The following is a 13,490-nucleotide window of genomic DNA, read 5'->3' on the forward strand; positions in this document are numbered from 1 at the left end:
ACCATGCGTGTCCTGCTCAGGGTCCTCGCCCCGCTGCTCGGCCTCGCGCTGGCCGCCGCCGGCGTCCTGCTCGTCATCGAGGTCGTCGCCGCCTGGGTGCGCACCCCCGCCACCACCGGCCTGCTCGTGCCGTGGCCCGACTGGCGCACCTCGCTCGAGGCGCTGACCTGGGCGGACGTCCCCGTGCCCGGCATCGCCATCGGCGTCGCCGTCGTCGGTCTGCTGCTCGTGCTGCTGGGCCTGCTCGCCCGCCGCCACGACATCGCGCTCACCTCCCCGGCCCCCGAGGTCACCGTCACGACCACCCCGCGCGTCCTCGCGCGGCTCGTCGGACGCCGCGTGCGCGCCGCCGACGGGGTGGCGGCCGCGTCGGTCACCGCCACCGGCCGCCGGGTCTCGATCGGCGCGCAGGCCTGGAACGACGCGGGCCCCGAGCTGCGCGACAGCGTCTCCTCCACCGTCGACACCCTGCTCGACGAGCTGCCGCTGGCCCGCCGCCCGCGCGTCTCCGTCACCGTGCAGCAGAGGAAGGGCCCCCGATGACCGTCTCGATGGACAAGACCCCGGACGTCCCGCCCCCGCCGCGCTCCGGTGCGCTGAGGAAGCGGTCGCGCTCGGCCGTCGCCCGTTCCGCGGGCGGTGACCGCTCGGTGCTGGTGCTCCTGGGCCTGGTCCTGCTCGCCGCCGGCGTGCTCGTGGCGCTGCTCGGCTACGGCGTGTTCGGCGCCGCCCGCGCCGGGCGCCCGCTGCTCGACCCCGTGGTCGTCGACCTGATCCGCGCCCAGCCGCTCCCCGCCCGGATCATCGCGATCGCCGCGGGCGTGCTGCTGCTCGTGCTCGGCCTGTCGTGGGCCGCCGGCTCGGTGCGCCCCGAGCGCAAGCCCGACCTCGTCATCGACCGCGGCCCGACCACGGCGATCATCGTCGACGCCGCCGCCGCGGCCGACGCGCTCGCCGCCCAGGCCGCCGCGCTGCCCGGCGTCGGGCGGGCCAGGGCCCGCATGGTCGGCACCGAGGACGCCCCCGCCCTGCGCGTGTGGGTGTGGCTCTCCGACGACGCCGACGTGCGCGACGTCCTGGAGCGCCTGCACGACCAGGTCCTCACCGCGGCCCGCACCTCGCTCGGCATCGCCGCGCTCCCGGTGGCCGTCCGGCTGGAGCTCGACCAGGCGACCACCCACCCGCGGGTCGCCTGAGCACCACCTTCACCGCTGCCACACCGGCCCTGCGGCACGCTCTCCCGGTCATGATCGGGTCACGGGGCGTCGTCGCAGGGCTGCTGTGCCTCTCGGCGCTGCTGGCCGGGTGCACCGTGGGGCCGTCGTCGCGCCCGCCGGTGGCCGTGCGGGGCATGGACGCGCCGGCCGTGCCCGCCGAGGTCACGCCAGGACCGCCCGTGCCCACGGTGCCGCCGCTGCAGGCCCAGGACACCTCGCTGCCGTTCACCGACTGCACCGCGTCGGCGTTCGCGACGTTCGGCGTGCCCGCCCCGGCCGACCGCACCCTGCGCGTCGAGTGCGGCGAGCTGCCGGTGCCCGCCGACCCCCGGCGGCCCGAGCAGGGGTCGGTGCTGCTCGGCGTCCTGCGGGTCGGGTCCGCGGACGCCCCGCTCGACGGCCCGCCGCTGCTGGCGCTGGGCGACAGCGTCACCGGGGCCTCGGCCGCGCACGCGCTCACGATCGCCGCCCGCGCCTCCCCCGCCGTGCTCGGGACGTTCACCGTGATCGGGCTCGACCGCCGCGGCGCCGGCATCGACCGCATCGACTGCGCCGACCCCGCGGCCCGCGCCGCCCTCGTCGACGCCGACCCGGCCGCCACCTCCGAGCGCGACCTGGCCGTCCTGCTCGAGCGCGCGCGGTCGGTGGTGCAGGACTGCAACATCGCGCTGCCCTCCGAGCTCGGCGGCTTCCGCAGCGCCGTCACGGCCGCCGACGTCGAGCAGCTGCGGGTCCGGCTCGGCGTCGCGCAGCTCTCGGCGGTCGGCGCGGGCGACGGCGCGGGCGCGCTGGACGTCTGGGCGCGGACCACCCCGGGCGGCGTCGGGCGGCTGGTGCTCGACGGCCCGCCCGATCCCGAACTCACCGAGCCCGAGCGCACCACGGCCCGCGCCGCGTCGGCCGAGGCCGCCTTCGACGCGTTCGCGCTGGCCTGCACGGCGGGCGCGGCCTGCCCCCTCGGCGCCGACCCCCGTGCCGCCGTCACCGCGCTGGGCGACGCCCTGCGCGACCGGCCGCTCGCCGCCGCCGACGGCCGCCGCCTCACCGCGGGCGCCATGCTGCTCACCGTGCTGACGGTCCTGGCGGAGCCCGACGACTGGCCCGCGCTCTCCGGTGCGCTCGCCGCCGCCGCGGCCGGCGACCCCACGGCCCTGCTCGACCTGCTCGACCCCGTCGCGGGCCCGGTCGGCGGCTTCGACGCGATGCTCGCGACGGCCTGCAACGACGACCCGGCGCGGCTCTCCCCGCCCGAGGTCGGCGAGCTCGCGACCGCCGTCCGCGCGGAGCACCCGCTGCTCGGCGGCACGCTCGCGCTGGGCCTGCTGGCCTGCGCACCGTGGCCGGCGGGAGGTGCGACGGCCGTGCCCCCGGCCGTCGACACCCTGCCCCCGGTGCTCGTCGTCGGCACCGCGGGCGACCCCCGCAACCCGGGTGGGAGCGCGCGGCGCGTGGCCGAACAGCTCCCGACCGGGGCGTTCCTCAGCTGGCAGGGGGCGGGCACGGGCGCCTACCCGCGCACCCCCTGCGTCCGTGCGGCGGTGGAGGGCCTCCTCGTGGACGGGGCCCTCCCCGCGGCGGGCACGCTCTGCCCGCCCTGACCCCTTGCCGCCTGACCGGCAGCAGGCGGGTCAGCTCGTGGTGCAGTAGGTCTCCCGCGCGATCTCCACGAGGTCGGCGGCCTCCTGGCGGGTGACCGTCGGCAGCGTCGCCGGCAGCGCCCGGGCGATCCGGGCCTCGTCGACGCCGTCGGCGAGCTCCTGGCACACCAGCTCGGCGGCCTCGGTCTCCTCGGCCCCGCCCCGGCTCGTCGGCACGCCGGCGGCGCGCAGGCCGCGCAGGAACTCCGCGCCGCGGTCCGACAGCGGGTCGCCCTGGCTCAGCGCCTCCTCCGGGGCCGGGCCCGCGGCGAAGGGCAGCACCGGCACCTGCGACTCGACCACGGCGGCCGGCGCCGGGGCCCCCTCACCCTCGGTGCCCACCAGCACGACGCCGGCCACGGCGAGGACCCCGACGGCGGCCCCGGCCGCGAGCAGCGGTCCGCGGCGGCGGAACAGCCCCTTGCGGGCGCCCTTCGCCTTGCGCGCCGCGGCACGGCCGCCGGTCGCGGTGACCGCGGAGCGCTCCCCGGTGTCCTCGGCCTCGTAGGCCGCGGCGGCACGGGCCCGGCGGCGCCGGCTCCCGGTGGGGGCCGCGGGCGCGGCCGGCTCCTCCGGCTGCAGGTCGACGAGCTCGGTGACCGGGTCGGCGGACGCGGCGGCGGTGTCCAGGTGGAGGGCGCCCAGGGGGGCGACGACGGTCTCCCCGTCGTCCGCGCCGTCGGGCACCGCGAACACGGTCGTCTCGGCCGCGGCGGCCCGGCGGCGGGCCGCGCGACCCTCCGGCGCCTCCTCGGGCACGCCGAACGAGCCGGAGTCGGCGTCGGCGTCGTGCCGGGCCGGGACCGACCGCGGGAACGGGACGACCGCCTGCGGCATCACGTCGGTGTCGGACACCGTGTTCGCGAACGGGACCGGCGGCACGCCGTGGCGCGCACCGAGCGGGAACTGCCCGGTCGGCACGTCCTGCCCGCCGGGGAACGCGGGCGGCGCGGCGGCGTCCGGCACGCGGGTGACCTCGGCCATGGCGGCGGCGCGGACGACGGCGTCGGCGCGCACGGCGGCCTGCGCGGCCGCGTCGGCGGCGGCGGCGGCGCGGGCGGCCAGCGCGATCGCGGCCTTCGCGTCGGCGGCGGCGGCCGCGGCGGTGGCCTCGGCGGCGCGGGCGTTGGCCTCGGCCGCCTGCCGGCGCAGCGCCGCGTCCGGGACGGGGAGGTCGTCGTGCACCAGCAGGTCGCGGTCGAGGTCCGCGTACCGGGCGTACGGGTCCCTGTCGTACGGGTCGTCGCCGTAGCCGTGGTGGGCGCCCGAGGTCTCGGAACCGCGCTCACCGGCGGTCGATCCTCGACCGCCACCGAACTCCGTCATCGGAGTACTCGACATCGTGCACCCCCCATCCGACCCGGCCCCTGCGGCCCGTCGTCACAGGGTTCAACGACCGTGTGTTGCGAAGGAATCGCCAATACCTCCATCCGGGTGGACGAAGGGGCCCTCGAACTCACTCACCGGAGCCGACACGCGCACCCGCGGGTGAGGTGGTGCGCATGTGGGGTGGGGGGCTCACCGCAGGTCACCGATCTGCCGCGTCCTCCGGCCTGGCCTTCGCCCGGCTGGGTTGCACCCGCATCGGCTCGCCCGGCATCTTCGGGTACTCGGGCGGATAGGGCAGCTCGGCGGGCCCGCGGTCGCGGTCGTCGGCGGCATACCACTCCAGCGCGGTCTCGATGCCGCCCACCGCGGCGTCCATCCCCTCGTGCGGGTCGCCGTGCTCGGCGTAGAGGCCCGGGACGGTGCGGACGTCGAAGTCCTCCGGCTCGACGTCGGGCAGCTGCTCCCAGGTCAGCGGCATCGACACCGTGGCCCGTGGCCGCCCGCGCACCGACCACGCCGAGGCGACGGTGCGGTCGCGCGCGGCCTGGTTGTAGTCGAGGAACACCCGCTCGCCGCGCTCCTCCTTCCACCACGCGACGGTGGCCCGCTCGGGCAGCCGGTCGGCGACGCGGCGCGCGATCGCGATGACGGCGTGGCGGACGTCGATGAAGTCCCACTCCGGGCGGATCCGGGCGAAGACGTGGACGCCGCGCCCGCCCGAGGTCTTCGGCCAGCCGACGAGGCCGGCCTCGTCGAGCACCTCGCGCAGGACCGCGGCGACCTCCCGCGCCTCCGCGAAGCCGGTGCCGGGCTGGGGGTCGAGGTCGATGCGCAGCTCGTCGGGCCGGTCGGTGTCGGCGCGGCGGACCGGCCACGGGTGGAAGTCGAACGTGCCCATGTTCGCCGCCCACAGCAGCACCGCGGGCTCGGTGGGGCACAGCGACTCGGCGGTGCGGCCGCTGGGGAACGTCACGCGCGCGGTCTCGGCGTAGTCGGGCGCCCCCTTGGGCAGCCGCTTGCCGTAGAACGGCTCGCCCTCGACGCCGTCGGGGTAGCGCTTGAGGTTGGTCGGGCGCTCGCGCAGCACGCGCAGCAACGGCTCGACCACGGCCAGGTAGTAGTGCACGACCTCCCGCTTGGTGATCCCCGGCTCGGGGAAGTACACCTTGTCCGGGCTGGTCAGGCGCACCTCCCGGCCTCCGACGGACAGCAGCTCGACCGGTGCCTTGGACGCCACGGGCGGGACGGTACTCCGCTACCCTGACGCCGTGCCGGACCGTCCGAGCTCCTCCCCCTTCGACGACGAGCTGCTCGGGCTCGACCCCGCCGACCCCGAGGCCCAGGCCTTCGCCGAGCACCTCGACCGGATGCAGCGCCAGCGCCCGGCGTTCACCGTCGAGGGCTACCTCGACGGCGTCAGCAACTTCGCCGACTCCGCCAACCGCGCCGAGGGCAGCCGCCGGTGGAGCGCGGTGCTGGTCGTGGTGCTGCTGCTGGCCGTCGCCGCGTTCCTCGTGTGGGAGGCACTGGTGTTCGTGGTGTCGACGTGGCTCTGAGCGATCTCCTCGGCCGCTTGCGCGGCGCGCTGTCGGGATCCGGACGTAGCCTGGATCGCATGGATCCCGTCACCGAGCCCGACGCCACCGTCGTCAAGTCCGACGAGGAGTGGCGCGCGCAGCTCACCCCAGCCGAGTACCAGGTCCTGCGCCGGGCCGGCACCGAGCGCCCGTTCGTCGGCGAGTACACCGACACGAAGACCGCGGGCGTCTACTCCTGCCGCGCGTGCGGCGCGGAGCTGTTCCGCAGCGACACCAAGTTCGAGTCGCACTGCGGCTGGCCGTCCTTCTACACCCCGCTCGCCGGCAGCGCCGTCATCGAGCGCACCGACTACTCGATGGGCATGAAGCGCGTCGAGGTCGTCTGCGCCACCTGCAAGAGCCACCTCGGGCACGTCTTCGAGGGCGAGGGCTACAGCACTCCCACCGACCTCCGCTACTGCATCAACTCGATCTCCCTGCGCCTGGAGGAGAAGCCGCTCAGCTGATCACCTCGACGGCGCACGGGAGCCCGGGGGCGCGGGCGAGGCGGGCGTCGGCGGTGAGCAGGGGCACGGCAAGCCGCGCCGCGAGGGCCACGTACAGCGCGTCGTAGAAGCTCAGGTTGTGGCGCAGGGACCACGCCGGACCGGACAGCGGGCCGTGCGGATACCGGTCCGTGACGAGCGTGGAGAGCATCCGCAACGCCCCGGCGGCCTGGGCCGGTTCGATGAGCCCCGCCGCCGCGTGCCTTCGGAGCACGCTGCCGACCTCCGCGTCGACCAGATGCGGTGCGTGGACCGGGTTCGCGACGAGCCTGGCGCGCAGGGCGTCGCCCTGGGGCGTGGCCTCCACGACCGCGATCGCGGCGACGGAGGCGTCCAGGACGAGCCCGTTCACCGCCGCCGGTCGTCGTCGAGATCACGCAGGATCTGCTCCCGGGTGATCGTGTTCGGGTGCTGGTGGAGCTCGCGCTCCCAGTCGGCCAGGATCTCCGCCCGGTCGGGCCGGGAGCCCAGTGCCACGACCTGGTCGCGCATGTACGCCTGCAAGGACTGCCCGGCCTCCCGTGCTCGGCGCCGGATCGTCTTGTAGACGTCGTCCGGGATGTCGCGGACCTGGATCGTGGCCATGCCCCAGAGTAGCGCTGTTCCAGCGCTACTCTGCTACGGCAGCCGGGCGACCAGGTCGCCGACCTGCACGCGGGGGCCGGTGAAGAACGGCACCTCCTCGCGCACGTGGCGGCGGGCCTCGGTGGCGCGCAGGTCGCGCATGAGGTCGACGATCCGGTCGAGCGCGTCGCACTCGAACGCCAGGATCCACTCGTAGTCGCCCAGCGCGAAGGCGGGGACGGTGTTGGCGCGCACGTCGGCGTACCCGCGGGCGGCCTTGCCGTGGTCGGCGAGCATCGTGCGCCGCTCCTCGTCGGGCAGCAGGTACCAGTCGAGCGAGCGGACGAAGGGGTAGACGCAGACGTAGCCCTTCGGCTCCTCCCCCGCGACGAACGCCGGCACGTGGCTCTTGTTGAACTCCGCGGGGCGGTGCAGCGCCACCTGGCTCCACACCGGGACGCTGGCGCGGCCGAGTGCGGTGCTGCGGCGCAGGTCGGCGTAGGCGCCCTGCAGGGCCTCGACGTTGTCGGCGTGCCACCAGACCAGGTAGTCGGCGTCGGCCCGCATGCCCGCGATGTCGTAGACGCCGCGCACGACGACGCCCTTGCCCTCCAGCGCGTCGAGGAACTCCCCGACCTCCGCGACGGCCTGCGTGCGGTCGTCCCCGAGGCGTCCGGGTTCGACGCGGAACACCGACCACATCGTGTAGCGGACGGCGCTGTTGAGCTGGGCGTAGTCGAGGCGGGCCATGGCTCCATGGTGCCATCCGCGGCTACCGTTCCCGGATGCGGTCGCGGCCCACCCTCGGCGCGCGGCTGCGCACCGCGCGGGGCCGCGCGTTCGTCGGCCGCGCCGCCGAGCGGGAGCTGTTCCGGCAGGCGGTGACGGCCCCGGGCGAGCCGCCGTTCACCGTGCTGCACGTCCACGGCCCGGGCGGGATCGGGAAGAGCGCGCTGCTGCGGATGTTCGCCGGGTCGGCCGAGGGGGCGGAGGTCGTCCGGCTCGACGGGCGCGGCATCGCCCCCGACCGCGACGCCGTGCGGGCCGCCGTCGCCCCGCTGCGGACGACGGCCCGGCGGGGCGTCCTGCTCGTCGACACCTACGAGCTGCTGGCCCCGCTCGACGCCTGGATCCGCGACGACCTGCTCCCCGGCCTGCCGCCCGACGTCGTCGTGGTGCTCGCCGGGCGGCACCCGCCCGCGCCGGGCTGGAGCGCCGACCCGGGGTGGCGCGAGCTGGTGCGGGTGCTGCCGCTGGCCCCGCTCCCGCCCGCCGAGTCGGCGGAGCTGCTGGGCTCGTCGTCGCCCCGGGTGCTCGCGTTCTGCTCGGGCTACCCGCTGGCCCTGGCGCTGGCCCGCGAGCTCGGCGCCGACGCGGTGCCGGAGCGGCTCACCGCGCCCGACGTCGTCGGCGAGCTGGTGGGGCGCCTCGTCGACGTCGCGCCCGGCCCGGAGCACCGGCGCGCGCTGCAGGTCGCCGCGTGGGCGCGCGTGACGACGGAGGCCCTGCTGCGCGAGGTCCTGGGCGTCGACGACGCGGCCGCGCTGTTCGACTGGCTGCGCGCCCAGCCCTACGTCGAGTCCGGGCCGGGCGGGGTCCACCCGCACGACGTGGTGCGGGAGGTGCTGGTCGCCGACCTGCGCTGGCGCGACCCGGACACGACGGCGGCGCTGCTGGCCGCGCTGCGCCGCAGCGTGCTGGCCGCCGCCCGGTCCGGGCGCGAGGGCCCGCGCGGGCGCGCGATCCTCGACCTCCTCTTCAGCTTCCGCCACCACCCCGTCGCCCGCGGCTTCTTCGACTGGGACGCCTTCGGCGCCGTCCCCGGCGAGCCCTACCGGCCCGGCGACCGCGCGGGCGTCGAGGCGCTGCTCGTGCGGCACGCGGGCGTCGAGGGGGCGGTGCCGCTGCGGCGCTGGCTCGACGAGCAGCCCGCGGCGTTCACGGTGTGCCGGGACGGCGACGCCGTGCGCGGGGTCGCGGTGTGGCTGGCGCTGCACGAGGCGGCGCCCGCCGCCGTCGCGGCCGACCCGGTCGCCGCGGCCGCCGTCGCGTGGGCGGGACGCGCCGAGGGGGACGTGATGATGATGCGGTTCCTCGCCGACCGCGACGCCGGCCAGGGCCCGTCACCCGCCTTCGACGCCGCCGCCGTCGGGCACCTGCGGCACGTGCTCACCCGGCCCGGCCTCGTCGCCGACTTCTGCGTCACCACCGAGCCCGCCGTGCTCGGACCGTTCTTCCGGCACATCGGTTACGCCCAGGAGCTCGACGTCCCGGTCGGCGACCGCTCCTGCGCGGTGTTCTGCCGCGACTGGCGGCGCCCGCCGGCCCGGTCGATCTGGTCGGGCCTCACCGCGCCCCGGACCGCGCCGGCCGCGCCCGCCGACGTCCGCGCCGCGCTGCGCGACCTGCACCGGCCCGACCTGCTGGCCCGCAGCCCGCTCGCCGCCGCCGACGGGCCGGACGCCCTGCGCGCACGGCTGCTCGCGGCCGTCGCGGGCCTGCGCGCCGATCCCCGCGACGACCGGCTGCACCGCGTGCTCGACCGCACCTACCTGCGCCCCGCGCCGACCCAGGAGCGCGCCGCCGAGCTGCTCGGCCTGCCGTTCTCCACCTACCGCCGCCATCTCGGCACCGCGGTCGCCCGGGTGGCGGCCGCCCTGGACGGCGGCCCCGGGCAGGAAGTGGGCAGGGAACGGCCTGGAGAGTGAGCACCGGACGGGGCCACCGTGCCCGGCATGACCCACGCCGTCGTCCTGGGTGCGAGCATGGCCGGCCTGCTCGCCGCCCGCGTCCTGTCCGAGTCGTTCGACCACGTCACCGTCGTCGAGCGCGACACCCTGCCCACCGGCGCCGCCGACCGCCGCGGTGTGCCCCAGGGCCGCCACCCGCACGTCCTGCTCCCCCGCGGCCGCGAGGTGCTGGAGGAGCTCCTCCCCGGCCTGACCGACGCGCTGGTCGCCCGCGGCGCCGTCACCGGGACGTCGGGGCAGATCCGGTTCCTGCTGGCCGGCCACCGGTTCCTGCCCGTCCCCGGCACGACGCGGACGCTGATGCTCAGCCGCGCGCTGCTGGAGTCCCACGTCCGGCAGGAGGTGCGCGGCCTGGTCGACGTCCGGGAGCGCCGCGACGTCGTCGGGCTCCTCGGCGACCGCACCCGCGTCACGGGCGTGCAGGTGCGCGACCGCGACACCGCGCAGGAGCAGGTGCTCGACGCCGACCTCGTCGTCGACGCCACCGGCCGCGCCTCCCGCACCCCGGTCTGGCTGGCCGAGCGGGGCGGCACGGCGCCGCGCGAGGACCGGGTGACCGTCGACGTCGGCTACACGACCGGCCGGTTCCGGCTGCGCCCCGGCGCGCTCGGCGACCAGCAGGCGGTGCTGCTCTCGGCCGCGCCGGGCGTACCGCGGGGCGGGGCGGTGTTCCCCGTCGAGGGCGGGGAGCACCTGGTCGTGCTCATCGGCGGCTTCGACGACCGGCCGCCCGCCGACCCCGAGGGCTACCACCGCTTCGCCGCGACCCTGCCCTTCCCCGACGTCGCCGACGCGCTGGTGGGCGCCGAGCCCGTCGGCCCGCTGCGGGTCACGCGGTTCCCGGCCAACGCCTGGCGGCGCTACGACCTGCTCGACGACCTCCCCGCCGGCCTGCTCGTGCTCGGCGACGCCGTGTGCTCGTTCAACCCGGTCTACGGGCAGGGCATGACGGTGGCGGCGCTGCAGGCGCTGGCGCTGCGCGGGCTGACCGGTGCGCCGGATCCGCGGGCGCACGCCCGGGCCGTCGCGCGGGTGGTGCGGCCGGTGTGGGACCTCACCGTCGGCGCGGACCTGCAGGACCCCCGCGTCGACGGCCCGCGGACGCGGGCGGGCCGGCTCGTCGGCGCCTACATCGGGCGGGTGCAGGCCGCCGCGGCCGTGGACCCGGCCGTGGCGAAGGCGTTCGTCCAGGTCACGGGGCTGCTCGCGCCGCCGCCGTCGCTGATGCGCCCGGACCGGGTGGCGCGGGTGGCGTGGGCGTCGCTGCGGTCGTCCCGGCGGTTCCCGGCACCGCGGACGTCCGAGCTCACCGGGGCGGGGTGAGCCCCGCCGCGACCCGCCCGGCCGCCGCCCGGGCCGTCGCCACGCACGCCGGGACGCCGACCCCGTGCAGCGCCGCCCCGGCCACCGCGAGCCCGGCCGGGAGGCCGTCCTCGATCGCGGCGACGCGGTCGAGGTGGCCGACGCCGTACTGCGGCAGCCCGCCGCCCCAGCGCTGGACGTGCACGGCGACGGGTGCGGCCGTCACGCCGGTGAGCGTGGCGAGGTCGGCGCGGACGCGGGCGACGAGCTCGTCGTCGTCGACCTGCAGGGCCGGGGCCTCGCCGAACCGCCCCAGCGACGCCCGCAGCCGCACCACGCCGTCGCCCGCGAGGTGCGCCCACTTCGTGCCCGAGTGCGTGACGCCCTTGACGTGCAGCGGCTCGTCGGCGGCCACGAGCGTGCCCGACGTCGGCGGGAGCGTGGCCGCGTCGGCGTCGCGGAAGGCGAGCGCGACGACCACCGACGACGCCAGCTCGATCTCCCCCGCCGCCCGCGCCGCCGCGGGCGCGACGCCGGCCAGCAGCTTCGCCGCGGCCGGGGCGGGCACGGCGAGCACCACGGCGTCGACGTCCAGCGCCTCCGGCTCCGTGGTCGAGCCGAGCACGAGCCGCCAGCCGCCGTCCAGCGCCACGAGCTCCCGGACCGTGACGCCGAGCCGGACGTCGGCCCGCGCGGCCGCGGCGAGGGCGTCGAGCAGGGTGCGGTAGCCGCCGGGGACGGCGCCGAACACCGGGCCGCCCGGCGCGCTGCCGGTGGGGGTGGTGGCCCGGTCGGCCGCGGCCGTCAGCGAGGGGGCGCCGGCGTCGAGGGCTGCGGCGAGCGCGGGGATGGTGGCGCGCAGCCCGAGCGCGTCGACGCGCCCGGCGTAGACGCCGCCGAGCAGCGGGTCGGCGAGCCGGTCGGCGATCTCGTCGCCGAAGCGCGCGCGCAGCAGCCCGCCCAGCGCGGCGTCGGACCCGGGCTCCCAGTCCAGCGGGATCCCGGGCTCCGCGGCGACCCCGGCGAGGCCGCTACCCGACAGGAGCGCGTCGAGGCGGGCGGCGCTCGTGGGCACACCCAGCAGCGTGCCGCCGGGGAGCGGGGCGGTGCGCCCGCCCGCGCAGACGGTGGCCGACGCGGCCGTCGGGTGGACGGCGGGCGGCAGACCCAGCTCGGCCAGCAGCGCGGGCACCTCCGGGCGGCGGGCCAGGAACGCCTCGGCGCCGACGTCGAACGGCTTCCCGGCCAGGTCGACGGTGTGCAGCACGCCGCCGACGCGGTCGCGCCGCTCCAGGACGGTGATCCGCGCGTCCGGGCCGAGCAGCGCGCGCAGGCGGTGGGCGGCGGCGAGGCCGGAGATCCCCCCGCCGACGACCGCGACCCGCACCGGGCCGGTCACACCGGCTGGCGGTGCACCAGGTCCACCAGGCGCGTGAGCACGTCGGGATCGGTGTCGGGCAGCACGCCGTGACCGAGGTTGAACACGTGCCCGGGCGTCCGGCGGCCCTCGGCGGCGATCCGCCCGACCTCGGAGGCGATGGAGGCGGCGTCGGCGAACAGCACGGCCGGGTCGAGGTTGCCCTGCACCGGGTGCGTGCCGCCGGCGCGGCGGGCGGCGTCGTCGAGCGGGATGCGCCAGTCGACGCCGACGACGTCGGCCCCGGCCTCCGCCATCGCCCCGAGCAGCTCCCCGGTGCCGACGCCGAAGTGGATGCGGGGCACGCCCGCGTCGGCCAGGCCGGCGAGGACCCGCGCGGAGTGCGGCTGGACGTACTCGCGGTAGTCGCGCTCGGACAGCGCGCCCGCCCAGGAGTCGAACAGCTGCACCGCGTCGACGCCCGCGGCGACCTGCGCGCGCAGGAACGTCGTCGTCATGTCGGCCAGGCGCCCGAGCAGCGCGTGCCAGACGCCCGGCGCGCTGCGCATCAGGGCCTTGGTGCGCTCGTGGTTGCGGCTCGGGCCGCCCTCGATGAGGTAGGACGCGAGCGTGAACGGGGCGCCGGCGAAGCCGATGAGCGGGGTCTCCCCCAGCTCGGGCAGCAGCAGCGCGATCGCGTCGGTGACCGGCGCGATCTGCCCGGCGTCGAGCACCGGGAGCCGCTCGACGTCCTCGGCGGTGCGCACGGGGCTCGCCACGACCGGGCCGGTGCCGGCCACGATGTCGACGTCGACGCCCGCGACGTGCAGCGGCACGACGATGTCGCTGAACAGGATCGCCGCGTCGACGCCGTGGCGGCGCACCGGCTGCAGCGTGATCTCGCACGTGAGGTCCGGCGTCAGGCAGGCCTGCAGCATCCCGCTGTCGCGGCGCAGCGCGCGGTACTCGGGCAGCGACCGCCCGGCCTGGCGCATGAACCACACGGGCAGGTGCGCGGGGCGCCCCCCGCGCGCGGCGACCAGGAACGGGGCGGCGGCGAGCTCGCGACGGCGGGTGTCCGCGGCGACGGTGCCTGCGGCGGACGGAGACGGGTTCACGACCATGACCGGGCCATCCTCCCACGCGGTCCCGGGGTGCCTCCCACCTGCCCGGGACGCGCGACGGGGTGGTCGCGGCACACGGACGGGCGGGCCCGGCGCGCCTGTCCTGCCGGGCGTGTCACGCCGCTTA

The 13,490-nt window shown here is 77.7% G+C and carries 14 protein-coding genes; 7 read left to right on the top strand and 7 right to left on the bottom strand.

All coding sequences use genetic code 11. The features are described 5' to 3' along the window. Positions 1-3: 3 nt before the first annotated feature. The 3 genes from HOP40_RS29825 to HOP40_RS29835 are packed head-to-tail and all read left to right on the top strand — an operon-like array spanning position 4 to position 2,815. Positions 4-543, top strand: coding sequence for a DUF6286 domain-containing protein (locus HOP40_RS29825; RefSeq protein ID WP_172165188.1), 540 nt, complete (start codon positions 4-6; stop codon positions 541-543). After that, positions 540-1,196: an alkaline shock response membrane anchor protein AmaP gene (locus tag HOP40_RS29830; RefSeq protein ID WP_240157360.1), complete on the top strand. Its 657-nt coding sequence runs from the start codon at positions 540-542 to the stop codon at positions 1,194-1,196. The genes HOP40_RS29825 and HOP40_RS29830 overlap by 4 nt, the downstream gene beginning before the upstream one ends. A 50-nt stretch (positions 1,197-1,246) precedes the next feature. Continuing rightward, positions 1,247-2,815 (top strand): alpha/beta hydrolase, encoded by a 1,569-nt coding sequence (locus HOP40_RS29835; RefSeq protein WP_172165191.1) that lies wholly within the window; start codon positions 1,247-1,249, stop codon positions 2,813-2,815. Between the two features lie 30 nt (positions 2,816-2,845). Here HOP40_RS29835 and HOP40_RS29840 read toward each other — a convergent pair whose 3' ends face one another. Together HOP40_RS29840 and ligD are read right to left on the bottom strand one after the other, a co-directional pair. Then, positions 2,846-4,180, bottom strand: coding sequence for a DUF732 domain-containing protein (locus HOP40_RS29840; protein WP_172165194.1), 1,335 nt, complete (start codon positions 4,178-4,180; stop codon positions 2,846-2,848). A 202-nt stretch (positions 4,181-4,382) separates the two neighbouring features. Next, entirely contained in the window at positions 4,383-5,420 is a 1,038-nt protein-coding gene (ligD, locus tag HOP40_RS29845) for a non-homologous end-joining DNA ligase (protein ID WP_172165197.1), read from the bottom strand. A gap of 31 nt (positions 5,421-5,451) precedes the next feature. On the opposite strand from ligD, the gene HOP40_RS29850 reads away from it, so the two are divergent. Both HOP40_RS29850 and msrB read left to right on the top strand, forming a co-directional pair. Next, positions 5,452-5,739 carry a hypothetical protein gene (locus HOP40_RS29850; RefSeq protein WP_172165200.1) on the top strand — a complete coding sequence of 96 codons (288 nt, stop codon included), beginning with the start codon at positions 5,452-5,454 and terminating at the stop codon, positions 5,737-5,739. 59 nt (positions 5,740-5,798) lie between these two features. Further along, positions 5,799-6,227 (top strand): peptide-methionine (R)-S-oxide reductase MsrB, encoded by a 429-nt coding sequence (msrB, locus tag HOP40_RS29855; RefSeq protein WP_172165203.1) that lies wholly within the window; start codon positions 5,799-5,801, stop codon positions 6,225-6,227. Here msrB and HOP40_RS29860 read toward each other — a convergent pair. The 3 genes from HOP40_RS29860 to hemQ are packed head-to-tail and all read right to left on the bottom strand — an operon-like array spanning position 6,220 to position 7,580. Beyond that, the gene (locus HOP40_RS29860) at positions 6,220-6,618 is read right to left on the bottom strand and encodes a type II toxin-antitoxin system VapC family toxin (RefSeq protein ID WP_172165206.1); all 399 of its coding nucleotides are present in this window, start codon (positions 6,616-6,618) and stop codon (positions 6,220-6,222) included. The two genes, msrB and HOP40_RS29860, sit on opposite strands and share 8 nt — an antisense overlap. Then, the gene (locus HOP40_RS29865; protein WP_172165209.1) at positions 6,615-6,851 is read right to left on the bottom strand and encodes a FitA-like ribbon-helix-helix domain-containing protein; all 237 of its coding nucleotides are present in this window, start codon (positions 6,849-6,851) and stop codon (positions 6,615-6,617) included. The genes HOP40_RS29860 and HOP40_RS29865 overlap by 4 nt, the downstream gene beginning before the upstream one ends. A gap of 33 nt (positions 6,852-6,884) precedes the next feature. Next, the gene (gene hemQ / locus HOP40_RS29870; protein ID WP_172165212.1) at positions 6,885-7,580 is read right to left on the bottom strand and encodes a hydrogen peroxide-dependent heme synthase; all 696 of its coding nucleotides are present in this window, start codon (positions 7,578-7,580) and stop codon (positions 6,885-6,887) included. A 35-nt stretch (positions 7,581-7,615) separates the two neighbouring features. Between hemQ and HOP40_RS29875 the strand changes: the two genes are divergently transcribed. Together HOP40_RS29875 and HOP40_RS29880 are read left to right on the top strand one after the other, a co-directional pair. Further along, positions 7,616-9,538, top strand: coding sequence for an ATP-binding protein (locus tag HOP40_RS29875; RefSeq protein WP_172165215.1), 1,923 nt, complete (start codon positions 7,616-7,618; stop codon positions 9,536-9,538). Between the two features lie 27 nt (positions 9,539-9,565). Then, entirely contained in the window at positions 9,566-10,903 is a 1,338-nt protein-coding gene (locus HOP40_RS29880; RefSeq protein ID WP_172165218.1) for an NAD(P)/FAD-dependent oxidoreductase, read from the top strand. Here the strand turns inward: HOP40_RS29880 and hemG are convergent. Next, positions 10,887-12,281, bottom strand: coding sequence for a protoporphyrinogen oxidase (gene hemG, locus HOP40_RS29885; protein ID WP_172165221.1), 1,395 nt, complete (start codon positions 12,279-12,281; stop codon positions 10,887-10,889). The genes HOP40_RS29880 and hemG overlap by 17 nt on opposite strands. Next, positions 12,278-13,363: a uroporphyrinogen decarboxylase gene (hemE, locus tag HOP40_RS29890; RefSeq protein ID WP_172165224.1), complete on the bottom strand. Its 1,086-nt coding sequence runs from the start codon at positions 13,361-13,363 to the stop codon at positions 12,278-12,280. Before hemE ends, hemG begins: the two co-directional genes overlap by 4 nt. Positions 13,364-13,490 lie beyond the last annotated feature (127 nt).

This window comes from Pseudonocardia broussonetiae (assembly GCF_013155125.1).
GTDB classification, from domain to species: Bacteria; Actinomycetota; Actinomycetes; order Mycobacteriales; family Pseudonocardiaceae; genus Pseudonocardia; species Pseudonocardia broussonetiae.